23 protein-coding genes are annotated in these 25602 nt (G+C 68.0%); 13 read left to right on the top strand and 10 right to left on the bottom strand.

What is annotated here, in order from left to right; genetic code table 11:
• Positions 1-3: 3 nt before the first annotated feature.
• Both ACZK39_RS09480 and ACZK39_RS09485 read right to left on the bottom strand, forming a co-directional pair.
• The gene (locus tag ACZK39_RS09480) at positions 4-1755 is read right to left on the bottom strand and encodes an ABC transporter substrate-binding protein (RefSeq protein WP_463613147.1); all 1752 of its coding nucleotides are present in this window, start codon (positions 1753-1755) and stop codon (positions 4-6) included.
• Between the two features lie 50 nt (positions 1756-1805).
• Entirely contained in the window at positions 1806-2783 is a 978-nt protein-coding gene (locus tag ACZK39_RS09485) for an ABC transporter permease (RefSeq protein WP_463613148.1), read from the bottom strand.
• Positions 2784-3162: 379 nt separating this feature from the next.
• Here ACZK39_RS09485 and ACZK39_RS09490 point away from each other — a divergent pair, with 379 nt between their 5' ends.
• Positions 3163-3978 (top strand): IclR family transcriptional regulator, encoded by an 816-nt coding sequence (locus tag ACZK39_RS09490; protein ID WP_463613149.1) that lies wholly within the window; start codon positions 3163-3165, stop codon positions 3976-3978.
• Between the two features lie 94 nt (positions 3979-4072).
• Positions 4073-4228, top strand: a complete 156-nt coding sequence (locus ACZK39_RS09495) for a hypothetical protein (protein WP_463613150.1) — start codon at positions 4073-4075, stop codon at positions 4226-4228.
• A gap of 48 nt (positions 4229-4276) precedes the next feature.
• Here ACZK39_RS09495 and ACZK39_RS09500 read toward each other — a convergent pair whose 3' ends face one another.
• Complete coding sequence (locus ACZK39_RS09500; RefSeq protein ID WP_463613151.1) at positions 4277-4639, bottom strand: HNH endonuclease; 363 nt, start codon at positions 4637-4639, stop codon at positions 4277-4279.
• A 229-nt stretch (positions 4640-4868) separates the two neighbouring features.
• Positions 4869-5417 carry a DUF488 domain-containing protein gene (locus ACZK39_RS09505; RefSeq protein WP_463613152.1) on the bottom strand — a complete coding sequence of 183 codons (549 nt, stop codon included), beginning with the start codon at positions 5415-5417 and terminating at the stop codon, positions 4869-4871.
• 244 nt (positions 5418-5661) lie between these two features.
• On the opposite strand from ACZK39_RS09505, the gene ACZK39_RS09510 reads away from it, so the two are divergent.
• The 4 genes from ACZK39_RS09510 to ACZK39_RS09525 all read left to right on the top strand — a co-directional run bounded on the left by ACZK39_RS09510 (position 5662) and on the right by ACZK39_RS09525 (position 15019).
• Entirely contained in the window at positions 5662-6522 is an 861-nt protein-coding gene (locus tag ACZK39_RS09510; protein ID WP_463613153.1) for an NAD(P)H-binding protein, read from the top strand.
• Positions 6523-6989: 467 nt separating this feature from the next.
• Positions 6990-12245: a PDDEXK-like endonuclease domain-containing protein gene (locus ACZK39_RS09515; RefSeq protein WP_463613154.1), complete on the top strand. Its 5256-nt coding sequence runs from the start codon at positions 6990-6992 to the stop codon at positions 12243-12245.
• 221 nt (positions 12246-12466) lie between these two features.
• On the top strand, positions 12467-13540 hold the full coding sequence (gene tal / locus ACZK39_RS09520) for a transaldolase (protein ID WP_463613155.1): 1074 nt from the start codon (positions 12467-12469) through the stop codon (positions 13538-13540).
• A 66-nt stretch (positions 13541-13606) separates the two neighbouring features.
• Positions 13607-15019 carry an ATP-binding protein gene (locus tag ACZK39_RS09525; protein WP_463613156.1) on the top strand — a complete coding sequence of 471 codons (1413 nt, stop codon included), beginning with the start codon at positions 13607-13609 and terminating at the stop codon, positions 15017-15019.
• Between the two features lie 95 nt (positions 15020-15114).
• On the opposite strand, the gene ACZK39_RS09530 is transcribed toward ACZK39_RS09525, so the two are convergent.
• Positions 15115-15966 (bottom strand): serine protein kinase RIO, encoded by an 852-nt coding sequence (locus tag ACZK39_RS09530; RefSeq protein WP_463613157.1) that lies wholly within the window; start codon positions 15964-15966, stop codon positions 15115-15117.
• Between the two features lie 291 nt (positions 15967-16257).
• On the opposite strand from ACZK39_RS09530, the gene ACZK39_RS09535 reads away from it, so the two are divergent.
• The 5 genes from ACZK39_RS09535 to ACZK39_RS09555 all read left to right on the top strand — a co-directional run bounded on the left by ACZK39_RS09535 (position 16258) and on the right by ACZK39_RS09555 (position 19254).
• Entirely contained in the window at positions 16258-16725 is a 468-nt protein-coding gene (locus ACZK39_RS09535; RefSeq protein WP_463613158.1) for a hypothetical protein, read from the top strand.
• A 442-nt stretch (positions 16726-17167) separates the two neighbouring features.
• On the top strand, positions 17168-17503 hold the full coding sequence (locus tag ACZK39_RS09540; RefSeq protein WP_463613159.1) for a type II toxin-antitoxin system Phd/YefM family antitoxin: 336 nt from the start codon (positions 17168-17170) through the stop codon (positions 17501-17503).
• A 39-nt stretch (positions 17504-17542) separates the two neighbouring features.
• Positions 17543-18121, top strand: a complete 579-nt coding sequence (locus ACZK39_RS09545) for a type II toxin-antitoxin system RelE/ParE family toxin (RefSeq protein ID WP_463613160.1) — start codon at positions 17543-17545, stop codon at positions 18119-18121.
• A gap of 64 nt (positions 18122-18185) precedes the next feature.
• The gene (locus ACZK39_RS09550) at positions 18186-18539 is read left to right on the top strand and encodes a PadR family transcriptional regulator (protein ID WP_463613161.1); all 354 of its coding nucleotides are present in this window, start codon (positions 18186-18188) and stop codon (positions 18537-18539) included.
• 1 nt (position 18540) lies between these two features.
• On the top strand, positions 18541-19254 hold the full coding sequence (locus tag ACZK39_RS09555) for a hypothetical protein (RefSeq protein ID WP_463613162.1): 714 nt from the start codon (positions 18541-18543) through the stop codon (positions 19252-19254).
• A 153-nt stretch (positions 19255-19407) separates the two neighbouring features.
• Here ACZK39_RS09555 and ACZK39_RS09560 read toward each other — a convergent pair whose 3' ends face one another.
• The 5 genes from ACZK39_RS09560 to ACZK39_RS09580 form a co-directional block, all read right to left on the bottom strand.
• Complete coding sequence (locus ACZK39_RS09560; RefSeq protein WP_463613163.1) at positions 19408-19803, bottom strand: restriction endonuclease; 396 nt, start codon at positions 19801-19803, stop codon at positions 19408-19410.
• A gap of 556 nt (positions 19804-20359) precedes the next feature.
• The gene (locus tag ACZK39_RS09565) at positions 20360-20884 is read right to left on the bottom strand and encodes a PIN domain-containing protein (RefSeq protein ID WP_463613164.1); all 525 of its coding nucleotides are present in this window, start codon (positions 20882-20884) and stop codon (positions 20360-20362) included.
• An 86-nt stretch (positions 20885-20970) separates the two neighbouring features.
• Entirely contained in the window at positions 20971-21786 is an 816-nt protein-coding gene (locus ACZK39_RS09570) for an ImmA/IrrE family metallo-endopeptidase (protein ID WP_463613165.1), read from the bottom strand.
• Entirely contained in the window at positions 21786-22112 is a 327-nt protein-coding gene (locus ACZK39_RS09575) for a helix-turn-helix domain-containing protein (RefSeq protein WP_463613166.1), read from the bottom strand. Before ACZK39_RS09575 ends, ACZK39_RS09570 begins: the two co-directional genes overlap by 1 nt.
• 136 nt (positions 22113-22248) lie before the next feature.
• Positions 22249-22422, bottom strand: a complete 174-nt coding sequence (locus ACZK39_RS09580; protein WP_463613167.1) for a hypothetical protein — start codon at positions 22420-22422, stop codon at positions 22249-22251.
• 86 nt (positions 22423-22508) lie between these two features.
• On the opposite strand from ACZK39_RS09580, the gene ACZK39_RS09585 reads away from it, so the two are divergent.
• On the top strand, positions 22509-24452 hold the full coding sequence (locus ACZK39_RS09585) for a GmrSD restriction endonuclease domain-containing protein (protein WP_463613168.1): 1944 nt from the start codon (positions 22509-22511) through the stop codon (positions 24450-24452).
• 109 nt (positions 24453-24561) lie between these two features.
• Positions 24562-25272 carry a hypothetical protein gene (locus tag ACZK39_RS09590; RefSeq protein ID WP_463613169.1) on the top strand — a complete coding sequence of 237 codons (711 nt, stop codon included), beginning with the start codon at positions 24562-24564 and terminating at the stop codon, positions 25270-25272.
• Positions 25273-25602: the final 330 nt, after the last annotated feature.

The raw sequence follows: 25602 nt of genomic DNA on the forward strand, positions 1-25602 counted from the left end.
ATGTCAGCTCTTGACCGAGATGGTCGCCACGTCGTAGTAGCCCGTGAAGGTGCCGTTGACGTAGGCGCCCTGCACGTTGCTGCCGCGGACGAACACGAACTGGTCCACGATCAGCGGGATGACCGCGAAGTGCTTGGTCACGGCGTCCGCGTCGAGCTGGCCCCAGGCCGCCTCGCGCTCGGCCTGATCGGCGATCTGATAGGCCTCGTCGATTCCGGCATTGAACTCGTCGTTGTCGAAGTAGCCGTAGTCCTGGCCGGGGCCGCCGGCGCTGATCTGCGTGCTGCCGTCGAGCAGCTGCGGGATCACCGTGGAGGCCGACGGGTAGTCGGCGCCCCAACCGGCCCAGTAGGCGTCGTACTTGGGGGCCGAGTCCGGGGACTGCAGCGTGCCGTAGTACTGCTCGGCCGGGATGCCGATCAGGTTGGTCTCGAAGCCGGCAGCGTCCCAGCCGGTCTTGAGGCCGGAGAAGACCTTGTCCATGGTGTCGTTCTTGCGGTAGGCCACGTTGATGGCCACGGGCAGGGTCAGGCCGGACTCCTCCAGGGCCGCCTTCGCTGCCTCCGGGTCACCCGTCTCGCCGGCGAGCAGTGGGGTGTCCGGGAACGCCTCGAGGGCCGGGTTGATCAGGGAGTTGATCGGCTTGGCAACCTGGTCGCCGCCGACGGCGGTGACGTAGGCGGAGCGGTCCGTGGCCAGGGCCAGCGCCTCGCGGGCCTTGTCGTTGCTCATCACATCCGACTTGTAGTTCGGCACCAGGTACCGGGTGTAGGGCGAGGCGACGATGTCGGTGCGGCCCTCGGCGCCGGTGGAGACGTTGGCCAGCGCCGTGACCGGTGCCTGGTCGAAGGTGATGGCGTTGGCGTCGTCACCCTGGTTGGCGATCAGGCGCTCGTAGACGGTCTCCTGGGTGAGCGACTCGTCCCACACGATGGAATCCGGGTAGGCCTTGCGGACCTCGTCGGTGGCCGGATCCCACTGGTCGTTGCGGACGAAGGTGCCGCCGCTGTTGGGCGACCAGGCGCCCTCCAGCTTGTAGGGGCCGTTGGAGAAGACCTGGAAGTTGGACTTGTCGCCCTGATCCTTGTCCTCGCGGAAGGCGCTGAAGGCGGTCATGGTGACCGTGGAGTTGAAGTCCATCACGGGCTGGCTGAGCTTGAACGTGATGGTGTTGCCGTCACAGCTGACGGCCTGGTCGTAGAGCTCCTGGCCGGTGCCGGTGTAGGGGCCGACGTACTGGGAGGAGCCGTCGTCGTTCTTCGGGATGTCGAGGAACTGGATGGCGTAGTTGGGGCCGCCGGTGATCACGTCGACGGCGAAGGTGCGGGAGATGCCGTACTTGTAGTCCTCGCAGGTGACGTCCTGGCCGTCCTCCCACTTGATGCCGTCCTTGAGGGTGAACGTCCAGGTCTTGCCGTCCTCGCTCACCGTGCCGGTGTCGGTGGCGGCGTCGGCCACCAGCGTGGCCTGCTCGGTGTTCGAGGTCACCGGCGACCATGTGGTCAGCGTGCGGGTGAACGTGCGGTTGCCGAACTCGATAGCGACGCCCACGTAGGTGCGCTGCGGATCCCAGTGCTCGGTCGCGGTGCCGATCAGCAGGTTCAGGGTCCCGCCGGCGGCGGGGGTGTCGGTGGCGGCGGACTCGGAGGCCGCCGTCGATCCGCTGCTGGTTGCCGAGGGTGTGGACCCGCAGGACGTGATCAGGCCCAAGGCCATCAGTGCCGCGACGCTCGCGGCGATCTTGCTACGCCTCATTGGCGCTCTCCTTCATAGGTGGATGTGGGTGGAAGTTCTGGGTGTGGCGGTCACTGGCGGTCCGCCTTGGGATCCAGGGCGTCTCTCAGTCCGTCTCCGAGGAGGTTGAACGAGAGCACCACCAGGAAGAGGGTGACGCCGGGGAAGATGAAGTACGCCGGGTCCGAGGTGGCGTAGTGCACGGAGTCGTTGAGGATCGAGCCGAACGACGGGGTGGGTGCCTGGATGCCGACCCCGAGGAAGCCCAGCGCCGCTTCTGTGGCGATGTTCTGGGGCATGATCAGCGTGGTGTAGACCAGGATCGGCGCCCACAGGTGGGGAAGCAGTTCGGTGAAGTAGATCCGGAGGCGGCCGGCCCCGAGCGACCGTGCTGCCTCGACGAACTCGCGTTCCTTCAGCGACAGCACCTGCCCCCGGATGATCCGGGCGAAGTAGGGCCACCCGAAGAAGCCCATCACCGCGATCATGAACAGCATCGACGCCGGCGTGCGGTCCGTGCCGAGGGAGCGCTGGATGAGGTCGATCGCGATGGTGGACAGGGCGATCAGCATCAGCGTCTGCGGGAAGCTGAGCACGAAGTCGATCACGCGGGAGAACAGCCAGTCCACGCGTCCGCCGGCGGTGCCGGAGACGATCCCGATGACGGTGCCCAGAATGACGGAGACCGCGACCGCGCTCGTCGCCACCACGAGGGAGACGGTGAGGCCGGCGAGCACGCGGGAGAGGAGGTCGCGGCCGGTGCCCGGCTCGACGCCCATCGGATGGTCCCAGGACACTCCCCCGAGCGGTCCGAGCGGGAGCGAGCCGAGGCCGCCCACCAGGTCCGTGTTGGAGGAGTACGGATCGAGCCAGCCGAGCTGGGTCATCAGCGGCGCGGTGACGGCGAGGAGGATGAAGAACACGGTGGAGCAGAGGGCCGCCATGGTGACCTTGTCGCGGGCCAACCGCGATCGCGTGATCTGCCACGGTGTGCGGCCCGCGATCGCGACGGCGCCGTCACGCGCTTCGACGGCGGTGATCTCTGCCATCCGGATCCCTGCTTCCACCCGTGACGCGGCCCTGGGTACTACGGGCCGTCGGCCACACTAGTGGACACGGTGTTTCGTGTGGGGACGCGGAGGTAACGATTTGATTGCGCGGACACCCAATGTCGCGGGGAGGCCGGTCGGGCCCGCGCAAAGAGGCGGATCTGGTGGCGACTCCGCTCCCTGGCGCGATCGTGGTCAGGTTTCGCCAGGGCTCCCGGAACACCTGACTCCAAGTCCTGTGAGTGACATGGATGCGTCAAGTTGCATTGAACGCAACGCTCTGAGAATTCTTCAGTCTAGGACGGTACATGTTGCACGGTACGCAACCTATCCATGAGTGCCGGTTGTGCAGTCTCTGCGCGATGTCTAGCCTCGAGTCATGGGAACAACGGGCCCGGAGGGAGGGGTGGACGTGAGTCAACAGGGCGTCGAACGTAGCGGCCTTGAGCGTGGCCTCCGCGTCATCCGCCTTCTCATCGAGTTGGAGAGTGACCCCGCCCTGCAACACCGTGGCCTCTCCGTTCAGCAGGTCTCCTACGAGCTGGGGGTCCACAAGAGCACTGCATCGCGCATCCTGCAGACGCTCGCCAAGGAGGGGTTCGCCGTCGCGCCCGCACGTTCCCGGCGGGGCTACCGGCTCGGACCGGCGCTTCGCTCACGGTTCGGCCTCACCAGCGCCCAGCGGCGTTTTCGCCAGCTTGCATCGCCGTTCCTGCAGGAACTCGTCGGCCTGACCGGGGAATGCGCACACGGAGCGGTGGCCGCGGAAGGAGAGGCCCTTGTCGTGGACGCCATCGAGACGGCCCAGTCGCTGCGTGTCGTGCTGGAGAAGGGCCGGTTGCTGCCCCTCCACTCCACGTCGGTCGGCAAGTGCCTGCTCGCCTGGGAACTGGCCCCGCTGCCCGTCGAGCTACCTGCCCGCACCGGTCACACCATCACCGATCCCGGCCTGCTTCGCGACCACCTGGAGACGGTCCGCTCTCTCGGCTACGCCGTCGACAGCGAGGAGAACCACACCGGGGGGTGCGGGATCTCGGCGCCCGTGTTCGAAGGCCGGGACGGACCGCCGGTGGGTTGCATCGGCATAGGCGGCCCCGTCCAGCGCATCAACCCATCGACCATCGAGGACCTGGCAAGGCAAGTCACCCTCGTGGCGGACCAACTCACCGAGGCGATCGTCGACACGCCCGCCTGATCGCCTCCCCACACGCGCCCCGGTTGCCGCCGAGGAAGCAAGCCCAACCACAACCCGGCCTGGCCCCGCCATGCCCGCACAACGAAGGAACATCATGAACAGCTCACCATTCGCCGCCGTCAACGCCCAGGCCGCCGCTGCCGTCATCGCAGTCTTCCTGGCCTTTGCCGTGCTGTTCGGCAACCCCGACCCCACGTCCGGAACCGACCAGGGCACCGTGCAGGTCTCCCAGCAGGAGAATCTCGGGTGACACAGGAAGAGGTACCTGACGAACCGCGTGCCCCCCGACTCGGCTCCGTCAGCCAGCGGTTGGGGCCTCGTCGCGCGCGACGACGGCCACGATCTCCCACTGGCGGATGAGGAACGACTCCTCGTCGAGCTTCTTCCGCCGCATCCAGCCGGTCACCTCGCTGTTGCACTTGCTTGCGTTGCAGCTGCGGCAGGCGGGCACCACGTTGTCGACGGTGTAGCGGCCGCCCCGGGAGATCGGCAGCACGCAGTCCTTCTGCAGCGGCACGCAGACAGCGCCACAGTAGGCGCACCCGCGCCACGCGTCGCAGATCGCGGCCCACTGGGCGGCGGTGAGGTCCTGGACCTTGCCGCTCAGCCGGCGCTTCCGTCGTCGCGCGTAGCGCTGCTTCATCGTCGCCCGAGCTGCCATGGCAGGCACGCTACCGGTGGGAGTGCCTGGGGTATCGCACCGCGCTGAGATCCGCCTGCGTTGAGTCCCCACGCCTGCGTTGAGTCCCCACGCCTGCGTTGCGTCCCCACGCCTGCGTTACGTCCCCACGCCTGCCCTACAGCGCAGGCGCCTGGGACCCGCCTGCCCTACTGCCCGACGCCTGTCCTAGAGCACAGGCGCGCCAAGATACCGCAGGCGCGTCCCGCCGTCAGCCCGAGCCGGGCTGGTCGTCGGGGTAGATCACCCGCGACAGCTCGTCGACCACCGGCGCGGCGCCCCATTGGCCGAGCTGATGTCGACGCGGGGCCGCCTCGCCCATCAGGTGCCAGACGGTCCAACCCCTCGCCACCAGCGTGTTGGAGATCAGAAGCCGGTGGCACCGCCACGGCATGGGCTCCCCGCACATCACCGCAATGCGGCTGTCCCGGGCGAGCGCCGACAACCGTGCGATCCCCTCCTCATACCCCTCGGTGAGCGTGTAGTCGGCGTAGTTCCTGAAGCTCACGTTCTTCCAACCCGCGTTGATCATCGGGTCCACCCCCTGCTTGCGACGACGCCCGCCCAGCTCGGCGAGGTGCAGGTAGCCGATCCCGACCTCGGCGAGCCACTGGGCCATCGCGTCGCTGCCGAACTGCGGGTTCCGGCGGGACCCGGGGTGGGCACGCACGTCGACCAGTAGCCCGATCCCGTGCTCGTGCAGGGGTTCGAGGAACTCCTCCACCGGGCACGTCCAATGTCCGATGGTCCAGATCTCCATACCTCGCACCTTACGCGCCGCAACCGGGGCCGGTCCTCCTTCCATCCGGGCACCAGCGGGTTCGCTGGAGCTGGCGCCGCGGTGGGCTCGCGCAACCAGCGGGAGTACGGCACCCAAGAGGCTGATCTGGTGGCGACTACGCCACCAGATCCGCCGTCCAGTGCACGGTACCCAGCGGATACACTTGAAGATTCAAGGACCAGCTATCCTGGGGACGTCATCCGCGTGAGTCTTGAGGAGCCCCATGTCATTCGTCATCACCGCCGCCACCGGCCAGCTCGGAAGCCTCGTCGTGCAGAAACTGCTCGAGCGTGGGGTCAAGGCCGACGACATCGTCGCAACGGGCCGGGCGCTGGACCGCCTTGAGGCGCTCCGCGCTCAGGGCGTGCGCACCGCCGTCCTCGACTACAACAACCCCGCCGACGGCGTCATCACCGAGGGCGACACAGTACTTCTGATCTCCGGCAGCGAGGTGGGCCAGCGGATCGCCCAGCACGGCAACGTGGTCGCGGCGGCCAAGGCCGCGGGCGCTGCCCGGATCGTGTACACGAGCGTGGTCGGCGCCGACACCACCAGCCTGCTCGTCGCCCCCGAGCACGCCGCCACAGAGGACGCCATCAAGGACAGCGACCTCACCTACACCTTCCTGCGCAACGGCTGGTACCACGACAACTACCAGCCCGCCTTCGAGCAGGCCCGCCATACCGGCGTCGTCGTCTCCAGCGCGAGGGACGGGCGGGTGTCGAGCGCCTCACGCGCCGACTACGCCGAGGCCGCTGCTGTCGCGCTCATCGGCGACGGTCACGACGACGCCACCTACGAACTCGGCGGCGACACCGCCTGGACGATGCGGGACCTCGTGGACACCTTCGCGGACGTCCTGGGCCAGCCCGTCTCCCTCCGCGAGGTCTCCACCGAGGAGCACGTCAGCGTGCTGCGAGAGGCCGGATTCGACGACGCCACGATCGGATTCATCACCACGCTGGACAGCAACACCGCCGACGACACCCTCCTGGTCACCAGCGGGGACCTGTCGCGCCTCATCGGTCGGCCCACCACGCCGATCGCCGACGCGGTTCGGTCCTGGGCGCGCGCGACGAACTGAGCCCAATTGGTCAGGCGCGAGCGCGTTGTCAGCGACGGCGGTCCGACCGCGGCAGCCGGGCGCCAGTGCGGCCCTCCACGCTCACGGGTGGGGCAGGGTGACCCGCACTGCGGGCACGTGTCCGCGCGGTGAGAGCACCGGTCGCTCCGGGTCCCAAGGTCGGAAGCGCGGAATCGTGCCCGGAGTGGCACCCTCTGTCGTCCTCCCTGAGCGTGCGCCCCCCTCACTGGCGTCCGTTCTCCGCGGCCGTCGCGGCAGTGCCGTCAGAGCAACTGCCACACACTGAATACGTCGACGTCGGGAGTCAAGGACGTCGTCGGCTTCACTCCCGCACACGCCTGACCATCACTCCTGCACACGACTGGCTATCACTCCTGCACACCGGGGCGCACCGCCCGCCCGAGGCCTTGTGAGCGCGCCGAGCGGCTAAGCTCGCCAAAGTCCCGACGAGAGCGAAGTCGTTTCCTGTGCCTGATTCCCCCCACTACGTCGACAAGGCCGTGCGGCTCTTCACGTTCCTCGCGAAGGCCCAGCAGCTCCGGCAGGCCCCCGTCAGCGACATCGACGCCTACCGTCGCGACGGCGCCGTGCACTGGCTCGGCGACCTCCCCGTCGCAGAGGCCGTGCGCTGGGGCACCGACACCGGACAGGCGTGGGACGAGGGCCCGCTCCTCAGCATCGACAGGCTCATCCCCGCCGACCCGCCCCGCATCCCGACGGCGCTCACCGGGTGGATCACCGGCGACGCCCTCGACGCCACGCAGCGGCCCCAGCTCGCGGAATGGTGCCCGGCCCCCGACGGGACCCCGCAGCGCGTTGAGGACCACCCCGACGTGGCCCGCGCGTTCGAGGAGTGGGCGGCCGCCTGGGATCGCTGGGCCGAGGCGACCCTCCGCGACCGGCCCGTCCGCGACGCCTACGCCGAGCTGTTCAAGCTCTACGTCCAGACCACCCAGAAGAGCGAGGAGCTCGAGCTCCTCCTCGGCGTCGGCCTCCTCGCCTGGGCGCCCGAGGGGCATGAACGAATGCGGCGACACCTGTTCACCGTGCCGGTGATCCCCAAGCTGGAGGAGTCGAACGGCCGCCTGGACTTCTTCCTCGACGAGGGGTCGGTGGGCGTGCACGTCGAGCTTGACATGCTCGATCCCAGCCTCATCCCGGATCAGTCGCTGGTCGGCCAGCTCGAGACCCGCGGCCATGATTTCACCGGCAACCCGCTCGACGCGCACGACGTCGAGCCGCTCGGCCGAACCGTCGCCCTGCAGCTGCACGCCGAGGGCCGCTGGGACGACACCGCGACACTGCCCGGTGCGCACCCCTATCCGACGGTGGCCTGGGCGCCCGCGCTGGTGCTGCGCCCCCGCAACCGCACCGGCCTGGTGCAGGCGTTCCAGGAGATCGCCGCCCAGATCGCCGCCGCCGGCGAGGTGCCGGCCGGGCTCCTCCCACTGATCGACCCCGACCGCCTCCCCCCGGTCACCGAGGTCTCCACGGCCGGCGCCATCCTCACCTTCGACGACGAGATCGTCGCGCCGCTACCGCTCAACGACGTTCAACGCCGCATCCTCGAGCGCGTCGACCGCCACGCCCAGACCCTGGTGCAGGGCCCTCCCGGCACTGGCAAGACGCACACGGCCGCGGCCCTGCTGACGCACCTGCTGGCCCAGGGCCAGCGCGTGCTCGTCACCGCCCACACTGACCGCGCCCTCCGCGAGGTCCGCACCAAGCTGCCCGCGCAGATCAAGCCGCTGGCTGTGTCCGTCATCGGGGCGAGCCGCGACGACCTGGCCGACCTCCGCACCGCCGTCGACCACATCTCCCGCAGGGCCGGCGACCACGACGAGCACGCCTCAGCCCTCCGCATCCAGCAGCTGGCCGAGCAGGCAGCCCAGCTGGACAAGCGACGGCGCGCGCTCAGCCGCGACCTCGTCGACGCCCGGTCCCACGAGGTGGCCGAGCTCAGCCACAGCGGCTACTCCGGCACGCTCGCCGCCATCGCGCAGCGGTACCAGGCCGAGGCCGGGCAGCACCAGTGGATCGCCGAGCCCGTCGCCTTCACCCCTGATTCCGCCTCCCCGCTGTCTGACGCCGAGGCCCTCGAATGGCTGCGGCTGCTCCGCGACACCTCGCTGGGCGAGGACGCCGTCGAGAGCAGCCGTCGCCGGATCCCGAGCGGCTCGCTCCTGGACGCGGAGGCCTTCGCCTCCCGGGTGCGCTCCGAGTCCGAGGCCAAAGCCGCGGCGGCACCCCTCGCCGACGGCCCCACGCACGAGAGCATGGCCGCACTGAGCGCCCTCCCCGCCGAGCAGCGGGCCGCCCTCAGGGAGCGCCTCACGGAGTTCGTCAACGCGGCGGCGGACCTCGCGAGGCTCCCGCTCCAGTGGGTCGACGACGCCCTCGCCGCCGTCCGCGGCGGCACCGGCGACATCTGGCGAGCCCGCGCCTCCGAGTTGGCCGACGGCGTCAGGCGGGTCGACGCGGTCCTCGAACAGCTGCCGGCCGGGGTCCGCGTCGAGCTCCCCGGCGACATGGACCGCATGCACGCCATGGCCACCGCCCTGGAGCGCCACCTCGGGAACGGCGGCGCGCTGAAGACCCGCGCCGACGGGACGGTCAAGATCGGCGCCTTCACCCCAGGGGTGGTCAAGGAGTGCCGGGAGCTGCTGGAGCAGGCCCGGGTCGACGGCCTGCCCCCGACGAAGGTGGCGGACCTCAGAGTTCTCATGGCGCATCGCGACGCGTCGGGCCTCCTGAATGAGGTGGACCGCGCCTGGCCTTCGTCGGTGGACATTCCGGAGGAGGACACCCCGCGCGAGCGCGTGGAGTGGCACCGGATCCAGCTGAGCTATCTGGTGCGGGTGGTGGAGCTCGGCGACTGCATCCGCGCCGAGGACGAGTTCCTCCGCAAGCGCGGGATCGTGCCACCGGCGTGGGGCGACGGCGCCGCCGTCGAGCGCCTCACCCGGACGATCGATGCCATCGAAGCTGCCGACGCCGTGGCGGCCGCGCGCAGGCCGCTGAACGAACTGGGCGACGAGATCTCCGCCGTCGCGGGCTGGTCCGACGCGGCCGAGCCGGTCCCCCGGCTGAGCAACGCCGTCGAGGCCCGGGACCACGAGGGCTACGCCCGCGCCCTGGCCCGGCTGGTGCGGCTCGAGCAGGTGGTCGAGGCCATCGCCCGCCGCGACACCCTCACCCACCAGGTCCGCGCCGCCGCGTCCGCGCTCGCGGAAGCGGTCCTGACAAGCCCCGACGACGACGCCTGGGACTCCCGCCTCGCCCACCTGGAGGCCGCCTTTGGGTGGGGCGCCGTCGGTGCGTGGGTGCTGGCCCAGGACCAGCTGGACGCCAACAGCATCCAGGCGCAGATCTCGGTGGCCGACCAGCGGCTCCGCTCGGTGGCGGAGAACATCGCCGCCCAGCGCGCCTGGGGACACGCCGTCGGCAGCGAACGTCTCACGCCCGGCCGCCGCGCGGACCTGCGCAGCTACTCACAGCAGGTCAGCCGCCTCGGCAAGGGCACCGGCAAGTACGCCGCCCAGCAGCGGGCCGAGATCCGGCGCGCCATGGAGCGCTGCCGCCCGGCCGTCCCGGTGTGGATCATGCCGCTCTACCGGGTGGCCGAGCAGTTCCGCATGCAGGAGAACATGTTCGACGTGGTGGTGGTCGACGAGGCCTCGCAGGCCGGCCTGGAGGCGACGTTCCTGCAGTACCTGGCCCCGAAGATCGTCGTCATCGGCGACGACAGGCAGGTCTCCCCCGCCGCCGTCGGCGTGGACCAGCAGCAGCTGAGGGACCTCGCCGCCCAGTACCTGCACGACGACCGGTACAAGGACACCTGGCAGGACCCGCAGCGCTCGCTCTTCGACGAGGCGGCCATGCGCTACGGCGGCCAGCTGACCCTGGTGGAGCACCGGCGCTGCGTGCCCGAGATCATCGGCTTCTCCAACCGCATCGCCTACGAGCCCAACGGCATCCGGCTCATCCCGGTGCGGCAGTTCGGCTCCGACCGGCTGGCGCCCTTCGTCGTGACCCATGTGCCCGACGGCGTCGAGGAGGGCACCACGGGCAAGGTCAACCGCGCCGAGGCGCGCGCCCTCGTCGACGACCTCAAGGCCTGCCTCGACGACCCGGCATTCGAGAACGCGTCCCTGGCCGTCATCTCGCTGGTGGGGGATCGGCAGGCCAAGTACATCGAGTCGCTGCTGCTGGCCGAGATCCCCGCCGAGGAGTGGGCCCGACGGAGCCTGCGGGTGGGCACCGCGCCGGACTTCCAGGGCTCGGAGCGCGACGTGGTGTTCCTGTCCATGGTGTCGGCCACCGAGCCGGGGCGTCGGCTGGGCGCGCTGACCCGCGAGATGTATGTGCAGAGGTTCAATGTCGCGGTGAGCCGGGCGAAGGATCAGGTGCGGCTCTTCCACTCCATCTCCCTGAACGAGCTGCCCAACAGCGAGGATCTGCGCTTCCAGCTGCTCGACTACGCCTATGGCGTGGCGGGCCGCTCCGCAGCGGGATCCGAGGTCGTCTCGTCGGTGGTGCCGGAGGACGAGCGGGTGGAGCCGTTCGATTCGCTCTTCGAGCAGCGGATCCACAATCGGATCGTGGACCGCGGCTACACGGTGGTGCCCCAGATGGAGGCGTTGGGGTATCGGCTGGACCTGGTGGTGGTCGGGGCCCGGGCGCGGCTGGCGGTGGAGTGCGACGGCGACACCTGGCACGGGCCCGAGGCCTACGAGCGCGACCTCGCTCGGCAGCGCGAGCTGGAGCGATGCGGGTGGCGGTTCTTCCGCGTGCGGGAGTCCAGCTTCTACGTCGACCCGGCCGGCGCGCTGGCCCCGCTGTGGGAGCAGCTCGACGCGATGGACATCCGCCCGTCCGGCTGGGTTGACGACGGCGTGGAGATCGAGGGAGCGGACTCGGCGCAGGAGTTCGAGCTGGAGGTCTCTGCGGAGGAAGGCGTCGAGGAGCTGGTGGATGCCGGGGCGGACCAGGATCCTCCATCCGCGACCGTCGACGAGTCGCCCCTCCGGGAGGCAGACGACTCGGAGGATTCCACGGACTACCCCGACCTGGGAGCCAATCTGCACCTGGCCCTCGAGCGCGCGCGGCGCGGCACTCCCTCACCCGCGCGGCGCTCGGCGTTGGGCGTCGAGTGGGATCCGTTGGCCCAGCTGGGCGGGTCCGTCGACACGATCTTCCGCCGGCCGGCCGGCCTGGACCCGTACACGGCGTTCGACGGGTCCACCAGGCCCGTCGGTGACGGCACGGCCGCGGACATCCTGGACGGGCTGCTGCGGATCGTCGCCGTGGAGGGCCCGGTGCGGGGCAACCGACTCCGCACCGCGTACGTGAGGGCATCCGGCGGGTCGCGGGTCGGGAAGACCATCGCCCAGGCACTCAACTCCGCGATCTACCGCGCCGAGAAGCGCGGCCTCCTGGTTGGAGACAACCCGCTGGGCACCTCCGGCGTCCACAGCCGCACGTACCGCCTGCCAGAGCAGCAGGAGTTCAGGCTGCGCGAGCTGGGGCCGCGAACGCTCGACGAGGTGCCGCCGCGCGAGCTGCTGGAGGCCATGCGACGGATCGGGGGCGACAATCCGTCCGCCGACGACGAGCAACTCCTCCGCGAGACGCTGCGCCTCTACGACCGCGTCTCCCTCACCCAAGCCGCTCGCTCCGTGCTCGACCCGGTGCTCACCCTGCTGCGTGGCCCCCGGATCTGAGCCTTGACGGCGATGGTCTCCGGCACCCCTGTGATCCGGTCGCTCTGAGGGTTGGTCTACCCACCACCAGAGCGACCAGGTTCCCACGGTCCCCAAGACTGACGGCTTCGGCTGGCCGTTGCGGTGGGAGCGATGCCCTCAGCGTGCAACAACAAGCAACCCGACCGTCCGGACGGCCCGGCCGCCTAGGCTCGAAGAAACCCCTCCACAGAAGGACTCTCATGAACGATCGACTCAAGGCCCTCAGCGACGCCGGCGTCTCCATCTGGCTCGACGACCTCTCCCGCGAGCGACTCACCTCCGGCAACCTCGCCGAACTGATCGAGACCAAGTCGGTGGTGGGCGTGACCACCAACCCGACGATCTTCGCCGCAGCTCTCAGCGACGGCGACTCCTACGCCGAGCAGCTCAAGGGCCTCACCGACGTCGACGAGGCCATCCAGCTCGCCACCACCACCGACGTCCGCGACGCCGCGGACCTCCTCAAGCCCATCTACGACCGCACCGGTGGGTTCGACGGCCGCGTCTCGATCGAGGTCTCGCCGGAGCTCGCGCACGACACCGACGCCACCGTCGCGGAGGCCCAGAAGCTGTACGACGTCGTGGGCCGGGAGAACCTCCTGGTGAAGATCCCCGCCACGAAGGCCGGCATCCCGGCGATCGCCGAGGTCATCGGCCGCGGCATCTCAGTCAACGTCACCCTCATCTTCAACGAGGCCCGGTACCGCGAGGTCATGGACGCCTACCTGACCGGCCTGGAGACCGCCAACGCCGCCGGCCGCGACCTCAGCACCATCCACTCCGTCGCCTCCTTCTTCATCTCGCGCGTGGACGCCGAGATCGACGCCCGCCTCGCCAAGCTGGGCAGGGACGATCTCAAGGGCAAGGCCGCCATCGCCAACGCGCAGGTCGCGCTGGGCGCGTTCGACGAGGTGTTCGGCTCGGATCGCTTCGCGGCCCTCAAGGCCAAGGGCGCCAACCCGCAGCGCCCCCTCTGGGCGTCGACCGGCACGAAGGGCCCCTCCTACCCCGACACCCTCTACGTCTCTGATCTGGTGGCTCGCAACATCGTCAACACCATGCCCGAGAAGACGCTCAACGCGTTCGCCGACCACGGCGACGTCGGCACCCCCATGGAGGGCACCGCGGCCGAGGGTCGCGCGGTCTTGAAGGAGATCACCGATGCCGGCGTTGACCTCGACGACGCGTTCCAGGTGCTTGAGGACGAGGGTGTGGAGAAGTTCATCGTCAGTTGGAAGGAGCTCCAGGAGACGGTGAAGCGCGCCCTCGCCTGACGGCCCCTTCGCCCGCGACGACTGATGTCAGCACTGAAACGTACTGAATAAATGTTACAGTGAGCCATGACATCAGCCGCCGTCGACGCAGCGCTGGCCCAGACCCCCGACCTGCTCGAGGGCGCCCTCGCCAGGATGCCAGAGGACCAGTGGTTCGAACGCAAGTCAGCCCGGGTCTCGCCGCGCGACCTGGCCGTTCCGCTCGTCGCCATGGCCAACGCCGACGGTGGCGTCATCGTGGTCGGCATGCACGACGGCGTCCTCGAGGATGTCCCGCCCCAGCGTCGCAACGCCCTCAGGCAGGCGGCGATGGACTTCACGCAGCCTCCCGTGCGCATGCACGTGGATGAGCTGACCGTCGGCGAGAACGCCCGTCTCACGGTGATGGTGCTCCGTGTGGAACCCGGGGAGACGGTGCACCACACCCACAAGGGCGACTGCTACCTCCGCATCGGTGACGAGTCTCGCAAGCTCACCGCTGCGCAGGAGCGCGAGCTGGTCTACGACCGCGGGGCGGCCCAGTACGAGGCGTCACCGACCACGCTGGGCGTCGACGACCTCGATCCGGCCCAGCTCACCAGCTACGCCACGCTCATCGGCGTGGGCTCCCCGCAGCGCGCGCTCGCCGCCCGGGACCTCATCGACCGACGGGGGCGCGTCACGGTTGCCGCGGCGCTGCTCTTCGACGAGCGACCGCAACGCGAACTCCCCAACGCGCTCGTGCGCGTCCTAAGGTACGGCGCCGACGAGAGGGGGGTGGGCGACGCGATGACGCTAGAAGCGGGAGGAGACAGAAGGGTCGAAGGCTCCATTCCCCGGCAGATCAGGGAAGCTGCCAAGGCGATCGAACCGCTGATGCCCAAGTGGGAGCAGCTCGGCCCCGCCGGCCTGTTCGAGGCCACCTCACGCATCCCCCGCGACGCCTGGCTCGAGGGACTGGTCAACGCGGTCGTGCACCGGTCCTACAGCACAATGGGCGATCACATCCGGTTCGAGATTTTCCCCAACCGGGTGGAGATCACCTCCCCGGGTCGATTCCCGGGGCTTGCCAACCCGTCGCGCCCCCTGGAGGTGACGCGGTACGCACGGAACCCGCGCATCGCCCGGGTGTGTGCCGACCTTGGGATCACCCGGGAGCTCGGCGAGGGAATCCGGCGCCTCTTCAGCGAGATGCGACGGCGAGGGCTGGCCGACCCCATCTACGAGCAGACGTCCTCCTCCGTGAAGCTCACCCTGCTCGCCGTCGACGCCCTCCCCGCGGAGGTCACCGCGCGTCTCACGTCCAGTGCTCGGGCGATCCTTACCGTGCTCCGGCTCCACCACCGCCCCATGGGCACCGGGGAGCTGGCCGACCTGGCCGGCGTCACCCGGATGACAGCCACCCGGGCGCTGGCCGCGCTGGAGCAGGAGGGCATCGTCACGTGGCGCGGGAACTCCAAGCGCGACCCACGGGCCACCTGGGCACTGGGTCAGCTGTAACACCTACTGCAACATTGGTGTTGCAGTAGGTGTTACAGAACCGGTCGCTCTCGAGGTGGGTAGACCAACCATGAGAGCGACCGGTTCGCCGCCGCTCACCAGGCGTGCGCCAACACCTCCCCGAGGAGGTCGTCGCCGTCGACCGACAGCCCCGCGCGGGTGAACCAGGTGGCCATGTTGGTGCAGTCGCGGTGGAGGAAGTCGAACGCGTACGGGTTGGAGGCCAGGTCCACCAGCTGCGGCACGTCGATGATGATCAGGCGCGGCTCGTCGTCGATCCCGGAGACCAGCGTGTTGTAGGGGCTGAGGTCGCCGTGGACGAGGCCGAGGCGTGCCATGGTCTGCATCGCGTTGCGTAGCTGCGTGACGAGCTCCTCGAGCTGCGTCGTCGACGGCCGCGTCTGGTGGAGGCGCGGGGCCGCGGCGTCGCCGTCGCAGATGAACTCCATGAGGATCTCCGTGCCGTCGATCTGCACGGGATACGGCACGGGGACGCCGGCCGTGTGGAGGGTGACGAGCGCGTTCCACTCGGCGCGCGCCCAGAGGCCCGCCTCGACGGTGCGGCCGTGGGACGACTTCCGCGCGACGGCCCTGGTGTCGCGGCTGTTGCGGATGCGGCGGCCCTCCGTGTAGCCGGTGTCGCGGTGGAAGAGCCGACGGTCGGTGGACCGGTAGCGCTTGGCGGCCATGACGACCGAGCGAGTCGGGTCGTCGGGCACGGCGCGCTCGAGCAGGGAGACGTCGGCCTCCTTGCCGGACTTGAGGAGGCCGAGGTCGGTGTCGACGGCGGCCGCGGCGGTCACCAGCCAGTCCGGCCAGGGCTCGGGTCCGCGGCAGAGCCGCTCGATGGAGTCCCAGGTGGACCAGCGTTGGTTGTCAGCGAGGGTGTCAAGGTATTCGGTGGTGGGGGCGTCGCTCCAACTGAACGACGACAGAAGGTTTGGCAAGGGTGGTTCTCCTGAGGAGGAGGCACCCGGCGGCGAATGTCAGGCGGCGGGGGCCTCAAGTGAGTGGGGGGTTGAGAAGGCGTGCACAACAGCTTTGGGTGACATCTCTCTCCTCCCTTCACGAGGCTCCGAAGCGCGGGTTTGCGCTCCATCAGGCTAACAAATCCCAGGGACGCGGTCCAGCGTCGTGGCACCGCAATAGTCCGATGGTAAACCGAAACGCCAAGGCATTCACCTGGTCAAATCCACATTGCTATTGACGGCGGTGCTGCTTTCCAATTCACTTTCGCCATGTCGATCGACAAACCCGATCCAGAAGAATCTGGCGACGGTGACGCCGCTGGAAACGGTGGGGTTACCACCCCCCAGCCTGCACCTGCGCCGCCTCAAGGGGGAGGCGAGGCCCCGCACATCCGTGTCGCACTCGGACGAGACCTGGTTGCACTCGGATTCGTGATCGTCCTGGCTTCGCTGTCGCTTGCTCTGCTGTTCCTCTCCACCGCCACCGAGGTCGCCGCAGCCATCGCGCCTGTGACGACGATGGTTGGGACCCTGATCGGCACAGTGTTCGGGGTTCAGGCGGCCAACCAGGCGCAGGCTGCAAAGGCGACCTCCTCTGAAGATTCACGGGGACGTGCGGTCGCCACAGCCCTTCGCGAAGGAGACCTGACACCGGAGGAACGCCAACAGGTGATCCGCGGCCTGAGCAAGGCCGGCGACAGCACCAGCAACGGCAACCCAACGATCGAGTTCTTCTGATGTCGAACACAGATAACAATCGATACTCGGGACTCTCCGAGCTTCTCAAGAATGGCCGGCTGCACTGGTCATACTTGTTCACCGTCGCGGGCGTGGTCGCGATAGTTGCCGTTGTTGGCATAGTCGGGGGTCGGATCCCATCCCCCGCCGCTCCCGCATCGCCGACTCCCTCCGTTTCGGCGGAACCGTCGTCGGCGTCCGCACCTCCGACGGATTCCCCGACCGACGAGACGCCGGCGACGGGAGACAATCCCGATCCGTCACCGACGACCACCGGATAAAAGCGGCCTGGCTCACGGGGCAGCCATTCTCACCCCCTGGCCAGAGATCGGCGAGTGGCTTGAATCATGTGCCGCCTGTTCGGGCCGGTAGGGAGCACGGTGGCCGGGCCTGGTCGAATCCCACTGTTGCTATCTACACAGTTTTCTGTACAGTTCTTTCCATGGCGCTTTTCGCTGACCTGCACCATGGGCGGACTCTGTCCGTGACCGAAGCCTCCAGTCGCGGTGTCGCGGGGTTGGTCAAGGACGCGGAGCGTGGTGAGGACATCATTGTCGAGCGCCACGGGCGCGCGGTCGCAGCCGTCATCTCCGTGGAACAGTTCGATGAGCTTCACCGTGTCCGCGCTGACCTGATCGCTGCTTCTCTCGTCTTGGCTCGCGAGCTTTCTGGCACTGGCATCCGCACTGATCTGGACGACGCCATCGCGGCGTTCGGGTTCGACCGGGCGGAGCTCGAGGCCGAGCTGGACGCTGACCTGGCCACCGGCCGCGAATGAAAACCCTGCCACGGACCGGCCCTAGGCCGGCGGTGAGGCATGGTTGAGACGAAGCATCCGGAGGCGGCAGGGAGCCTGGTGCGCTTGACCGAGGATGCGGTCGAGGACCTGCGTACCCTGTTCAAGGTCGATCCGCAGATCGTGCGGTGGGCCTTGAAGAAGATGATCCAGATCGAGCGCGACCCCGACGCAGGCGCCCCCTTGCTGGGCGGTCTCATCGGCTACCGCAAGATCGTCGTCGGCGATCGGGACTGGCGCGTCGTGTGGCGAATCGTGCAGGACGACGCGCGAGACTTCCGAGTCGATGTCGCGGAGGTCTGGGCAGTGGGGTACCGCAAGGACAACGAGGTCCACGAGGAGATCAGGCGACGCGTCGCCGACGCCGGCTCCTCACCAAAGACCAAGGCGCTCACGGAGGCTCTGGAGCTCTTCGCCAAGCAGGCGAGCAACCTGACCGCCACTCCGGCACCGGAGAGGCCTGAGCCAGTTCCGACATGGTTGACCGACGCGCTGCTCTACGTCGTGCGCCTTCCGGCCTCCCAGATTCAGGGTATGACCCTCGAGGAGGCAGAGAAGGTCTGGACGGACCATATCTCCGGTGCGGGTGGAGCAAGGTGACTAGGATTCCCGGCCCGGAGGTCGGTAGATTGACAGCCTTACTAGTCAGACATACGATCTAGGTATGGAATCTGACATCGCATGGCCGAGCGAGTGGCTGCGCGGGGTCCTAGGTGTGTGCGTGTTGCGAATCCTCGCCGACGGGCCCACTTACGGCTACGAGATCGCCGCGCGACTCGCCGCCGCCGGCCTCGGGACGGTGAAGGGCGGCACGCTCTATCCGCTGCTCGGTCGCTTCGAAGAGGCCGGGTGGGTTGAGATCGAGTGGCGACCCGGCGATGGCGGCCCCGGGCGCAAGTTCTACAGCCTCACGCCCATCGGCCGAGCCGCGGCTACTGACGAGGCCGCCCGCTGGGCGCACTTCACCGACACCACCCGACGTCTCACCGACTCCCTCGTCGACCCCAGGAAGGCCTGACATGACCGACATGACCACCCCTCACATCGACAAGAGCTGGCGCGACGACTTCGTCATCGCCATGCGGATGCAGGACGCGTCGGGCGACCAGATCGGCGATGCGTTGGCCACCGTCGACGCGCACTGCGCCGAATCCGGCGAGTCCGCCGATGCGGCGTTCGGTGACGCGACGGACTACGCGACAACGCTGGTTCCCCAGCCCGCCGCAGGATCTCGGCTCGGCTCGTCGTTCGTCGTGGGTGCGCTCATGGGCCTGCTCGGACTCCTGATGGTTCCACGCGCCGTCGACGACTGGGTGGCAGGCACGCAGTTCGCCGTGACGATCGGCGACATGGTGGCGCTCGCCGTCGTCCTCGGCCTGACCAGTACGGTCATCGCCCTCCCCCGACGCGTACTCCCGTGGCTGGCCAAGGCCAGGTACTCCCTCGTGGGGCTGCTGGGCGCCGCACTCATGGCGCTTCTCGTGCTCGCGATGCTGTTCCTCACCGACGTCGTGGCGGAGCTCGACTGGCGCCTCGCGCTCGTGGTGGGCATCGGCCTGCTGGTGGCCAGCGTGATCTCAACGTGGCGCGACCTTTCGACCCCGGACCCCGTGGCCGACCCCCGCTCCCCCGACTCGCCGCCCCGCCGCACTCAGTGGTTCGCTGCGCTGATGTTTCCGATCCTGACGCTCCTAGTTCTCGGGATCGACGCTCTGTTCCGGTTGGTCTCCTGACCAGCCGTTCCCTGGGGCGGGGCCGTCAAGCGAGCGGCGACAGCACCAGGATCTCCCGCGCGTCCGGCAGCGTGATGTAGACAAGCCGAGTTGCGGCGTCCACCGCGATCCCTGTCGGTACATGATCCAGGGGGAGCTCGACCTTCTCCTCAGTCAGTGCATTGACCGCCGTGAGGCCGCCGTGCCCCTCTCGACGGACGCCGTACCTGTCGTGACCCCAACGAGCATGGCAGCCATGTCGCGGCCATCGAGCAGCTGCACCGGCACGTCCTTGGCGAACCTACGGGCCTCGTCGGTGAACCGCCCAGAGATGACAACAATCCCGCGAGCAACGCCTTCCGCCGTCATGACTCCCAGGAGTTCCCGAACCGTCTTGACGCCCACCTTCCACGAAGCCCAGTGCTTGCACTGGACAACGACCCGCTCCCCGTCGCGATCCAGAACCAGATCGACGCCGCCGTCAGCGCCGTCCGGAGTGAGCGTCACCTTGTACCCCTGGGCGCGAAATGCCTCCGCGGAGGCGACCTCGAACTGGCGCCAGGTGAGCACGTCAAAGGATGGCCAGGTTGTCGCCGAGGCACCCGCACTCTGCCTCGGCGGTACATACGGGTGGGGGTTTGGCGGGGAGCCAGGCGGGTAGCTGGACGGCTGCGTCGCCGTCTCGAACGGGGACCACGCCTGCGGTCGTTGCCACGTCGGGCCTCCGTGCTCCGGGCGCCCACCGTCCGCGTCGTCGCGCATACATCCCCCAAGATCTATCGACGGCTGCTTCGCCGCTGAGGGGAATCTATCGGGCACCCCGGCCAGCGGGGTGAGTTGCCCCAGCTCCTACGTGGTGCAACATGATCGGGAGCAATCTCTGCCGCCCAAGGCGCTACTCTCCGCCACGGAGGACGAATGACGTGAGTGTTCGCGAGTCCTCGTCAAGGAAGACGGACCTCCTGAGCGTGAGCAACGGCTCCGAGGCCCCCAGCGGAATCAGGTACTTGTTGAACGCATCCATGAGGATGGCTGGCGCGCCCAAGGATTGACCGTAGCCAGCGGCCTGCAGGAAGTCCCTTGCATCGCTCCAGGCTCCGGATGGTGACTTGAGGATCGGCTCGGGCTATCGCCAGCAAGGTAGATCCATGAGCCCGGTGACATCCAGCGGTTGCAAGCCGTCATCGAGTCCGCGCAGCCGCTGGTAGAGCTCACGCATCGCGCCACGGTCAGGGAGATACTCGCCCCCGGCAGCCCTCTCGAGCACGGTGACTGTACCGACCAGCCAGATGGCGCCCACCTTGCGTCCGGCGCGGCGAAGCCGATCCAGGCGACGCGCTTCGCTGCCAGCCATCTTCCGGCCCCCGCCGTCGTCGATCAGAACGTACACGTCATCGCCGCCCTCGGCCATCACCACCGCATGGGCGATGACCATCACCTCACCCAGGTCTTTGCTTCGACGGATTCGCTGCTCAACAGGCATCCCAGAGATGCGGTTCACGGCAGTGGCCAGCTCATCTGTGACGTCGTCGGAGAGCACCTCCATGTAGCGTGGCTCCAGCTTCCTCCACACCTGGCCCGCAGCTTTGAACCGGCTGTCGGTGCGCGATTTCCGCAGCACCTCGTCACGCACCGCCTCTGGGGCGCTCAAGGGACCGAGAGTTGCGATGAGGAGCCGTTCCCTGTTGAGAGAGAAGAAGTTGATGCCAGGGCCAGCGTCAATGATCGGCCGCGTCACTACGCCGAGTCCGCATCGTCCAAGCCGCTGAGGTCCACCTCGACGTCCGGCAGGTCCGAGGCGGCGATCCCCGCCGGGTCATGTTCGACGGGAGCGATCCCGGCCTCGGCGAGTTCCCGAACCACCGACTCGACGGGCAGCCCGCGCAGTGCAGCGATCTGCCGGGCTGTCACGACCCCTTCCGCATAGCCATTGACCGCCCGAGCAACCAGCCGCTGAGGCGCCCGCACCCGATCCGAGTCGTCCTGCAGGGCGGCGTAGTAGTCGCCCCACCCGTAACGGGTTGCGAGGGCTGGGGTGTAGACGTTCCTCCATGCCTCGCACATCTCGGCGGTGATGCGACCCGCCTGCCGTAGCGCGATTGCCGCGATGGCGGGCGACACCAGGAACCGCTGAACCACATCAGAGAGGTCAGCCTCAGTGGTGACTTTCCGGTCGCCCAAGAACTCCGCGATGGCTTCGGTTGGGATGAGGAGGTGACGGGCGAAGGCGTCCGCGCGCTTCTCCTCGAACGGACGGCGACCCGGGGGGACGTTCCAGTCCTGGAAAGTCAGGTGCCCAAGCTCGTGCGCGAGGGTGGAACGTTGCCGCATCGGGTTACGGGTTCGGGCGATGCCGATGAATACCCGGTCTCTGGCGGGGTCACGCATGGTCAGGCCGTGTTCGTCGGGTCCGACGTCGAGGACCGCAACATCGAGTTCGGTGGTCTGCTCGATCAGGGCAACAAGGTCTCCCAGAGGCTGGATTCCGAGCCGGTGGGCACGACGGAACTCCCCGGCCGCCTCAGCGGCCTGCTGTTCGATGTCAGAGGCCATCACTGCGCCGCAATGGCCTGGTCGTCGAGGTAGGCGTCGAGTTCCATGAAGTGCAGGAGCCGCTGCCGCATCGAATCCATGTCGGCGCCGTTGGTAGCGCGAGCCGCGTACTGCACCCGGTCAGCCACCGCTGATCCGGTGAGCTGGGCGACGGTGCACCCCGTTGCGTCGGCGATCAGCAGGATCTCGGTCATCTTCGCCTGGCGAGAGCCGGTGAGGATGCGGTTCAGGGTGGGCTGCGAGATGCCGGTCTCGTCCGCAAGCGCGCGCTGGGAGAGCCCGGCAGCCGCAAGAGCGCCCCGGATCGTATCCGTTATGTCCTCCATCACCAGCTCCTGAATCATTTCTTACAAATTGATTCAATCGTAGCGCTGGGCCGAACACCAGTCCAGCTCGAGCCTCCCCGACTCTCGTCGTGCACGAGCCGGGCCGTCCCGCGCCAACAGCCACTGCGCGGGCTACCTACCGCTTGAACCACTCGCGCACCTGAGCCGCCTGCTCAGGCGTGAGGTGCCAGCAGGCGTAGGGGACCGACTGCCAGCCCTGGTCCCGCAGCCATGCCCGGACATTCTTGACGCCGACACCGAGTCGACGGCGAGCTGCAATGGGCGTCGTGGTGTCGTGCTGCTCTGCCATGCAGGGAGACTACTCAGACCGAAGCCAGCAAGAGGAGCACCTAGCCGGGCTAGGGTGAGCGGAGATCGACTGCTACGGGGGACGCGGTGAGGGTAAGCACAATTCTGGATCACATCGATGATGGCGGGATCGCCCTCCCGGAGTTCCAGCGGGGGTACGTCTGGAACCGGGACCAGGTCCGCGGACTCTTCACGTCGCTGTACCGTGGGTACCCGGTGGGAAGCTTCATGACGTGGTCGACGGCGGCTGAGACGACAGCGGCGCGGGGCGAGCCGACCGACCGGGATGGCACCATCAAGCTTCTCCTGGACGGTCAACAACGCGCGACAACGCTGTACGGCGTGATCCGCGGACGCGCGCCACGCTTCTTCGAGGGCAACGACTCAACCTTCCTTGGCCTCCACTTCAACGTCGTCGAGGAGACCTTCGAGTTCTACGCGCGGCAGAAGATGCAGAACTCCCCTGAGTGGGTCTCGGTGCCCAACCTGTTTGCCGACCCGGGTAAGTACTTCCAACAGGTGTTGACCATGGATACTCCCGAAGCCCGAAACGGCCAGTACGTGAGCCGCCTGGCTCAGGTCACAAGTATCGGTGACCGCGACATGCACGTCGAGGAGGTGACCGGGGCGGACAAGACCATCGACGTCGTCGTGGACATCTTCAACCGGGTGAACTCGGGCGGGACCAAGCTCTCCAAGGGAGATCTCGCGCTGGCCAAGATCTGCGCCAGTTGGCCTGAGGCCCGGCACCAGATGAACGAGCATCTGAGGTACTGGCGGGAGCGCGGCTATGACTTCAGCCTGGACTGGCTGCTCCGTGTCGTCAACGGGTTAGTGACGGGGAAGGCACGGTTCACCGCGCTTGCCGACCGTCCCGTACGCGAGGTCCAGACGGGGCTCGGACTGGCCTTCACCTACGTGAACCAGTGGCTGAACGTCATCGCCGGGCACTTGGGGCTTGACCACGCACGAGTGCTCTTCCCCTTCCCGCTCGTCGTGCTCGCGCGGCACATGCACAGGAACGGCGGTCGCCTCCCAGACGCGTCCGAGCAGGCGCGGCTCCTTTACTGGTATATCCACACGGGCATGTGGGGCCGCTACGCGGCCTCGACGGAGACCTATCTCACGCAGGATCTGGAGGCGGTCGACGAGGCGGGGGTCGAGGGCTTGATCCGCCTACTGGAGCTCTCGCGCGGCGACCTAGCGGTGCGTCCTGAGGACTTTGCCGGCACCAGTATGGGTGCTCGCTTCTACCCGACGCTCTACATGCTGACGCGTGTCATGAAGGCCCGCGACTTCGGCACCGGCGTCCCCATCTCGAACGCGCTGTTGGGGAGGCTCAACGGTCTTCAGGTCCACCACATCTTCCCCAAGGCCAAGCTCTACGCAGCCGGCTACCCGCGTGGTCAGGTCAACGCCATCGCGAATTTCTGCCTGATCACTCAGGACACGAATCTGCAGGTGAGCGACGCAGATCCCGCGATCTACATGCCCGAGATCGAGTCACGGGTTCCCGGTGCCCTGGCCAGCCAGTGGGTACCGATGGAGGATCACCTGTGGCAGATCGACACCTACCCCGAGTTCCTCGCGGCCCGCCGCGAGTTGCTCTCCACAGCTGCTAACTCCCTTCTGCAGAGGTTGCGCTCGGGGCAGCTCGACCCGGCTCTGGCTGGCCTTGGACCTGTAGAAGGCAACTATCCAGTGATCGTCGGCGACGAAGACGCCGACGATACCCGCAACCAAGAGATCGACGCTCTGGTCGACTGGCTTATCACGCAGGGCTACGCGGAGCCAGAGCGCGGCATCGAGATCGCGCACCCCGACACGGGGAGGGTGCTGTCCATCGCGGAGGCTGTGTGGCCGCACGGGCTGCAAGAGGGGCTGGGCGAGAAGGTGGTCCTCGAACTCGACGAAGACGACTTCGACGAGGACGCACTGGCCGCGTTGGGCTACCGGGTCTTCACCTCGATTGCAGCCCTGCGCGAGTTCGTGGCGCGGTCGGGCAGCGAGGAGCCAGCTGCCGCTACATGAGTGACTTGAGGTGGTGATTCTCCATCGGCCCGAGACGCCACGGCCACAGTCGCTACGCTGCGGACATGGGCATGTGGGCGGCAGGGGCCGAGCTCGTCGGGCGAGCCACATGACGACGAACCGCGACAGAGTCCTCAACGCGATCATCAACACGTTGCAGCCATTGGACGACGACCAACTCTCACGGAGATCGGGTGTCGCACCACGACAGGCTGTGAACATGATCTGCCGCCAACTGGCCATAGAAGGCACGCTGCGGCGGACTGTGGGACCCGACGGCAAGATCGTGAACGAACTCCTTTCGGGGCCTTCGATGTCAGGCGATCACGCGATGAGGATCACTCCGCCCGCCGGCTCGAATGACGACATAGTGGAGATCGGGCACGGCTTACCAGGCGCCTCCCATGAGCAGCGCATGGCCGAAACCGCCATGGTGCGAATCCTCTCCGAGTCGCTCGGTGTACAACTGCGCCCGCGCAAGCTGCACCACCCCTCGGGGGCGCGGGTGGAGTTGGATGGAGCCGATGATCGACTCACTACCCTCGTCGAGTGCTGGGCTCACCAGGGGCCGGCCAAGGTGGCGCAGAAGAACAAGCTGGTCACCGATGCCGTGAAGCTGCACTGGGTCGCCCAGTCCCTCAGCCCCGCCCCGGAGAGGCTGATCCTGTGTGTCAGCGACCCTGTCGCCATCAAGCATCTTCGAGGGTCCTCATGGCAGGGAGCCGCCATCGCCTACCTGGGCGTCACCCTGGAGGTCGTTCTACTTCCGCAGGATGTCGTCATGGGCATCGTCGCCGCTCAGAAGCGCCAGTACCGCTGAACCGCGGGGGTCCCTACGAATATCCATGTCGCTGATCCACTGGACGTCTGGCTGTGGACGTTGAGGAGCGAGGAACGCAGGACGAGCCTCGAAGCTGAGAAACGTTTCCAAGTCAGCCAACGATGTGGGCGTGCGTCATTTGGCGGATGGACTAATTGTCAGGTCTAGTGCCGACTATGCCACCAGACCTGACAATTAGCCGCCGACGACCGCCGTGGGGGCACCCTCGACCCGCCTCAGCCTTCCAGCGACATCTGACTCTCAGCAGAATCGGGCGTTGAAGTCGCACGGCCCGTGTCCGGTGTGACCGAGCTGCGGTGGTGCCGGAAC

The organism is Tessaracoccus luoxuelianae (assembly GCF_055326245.1).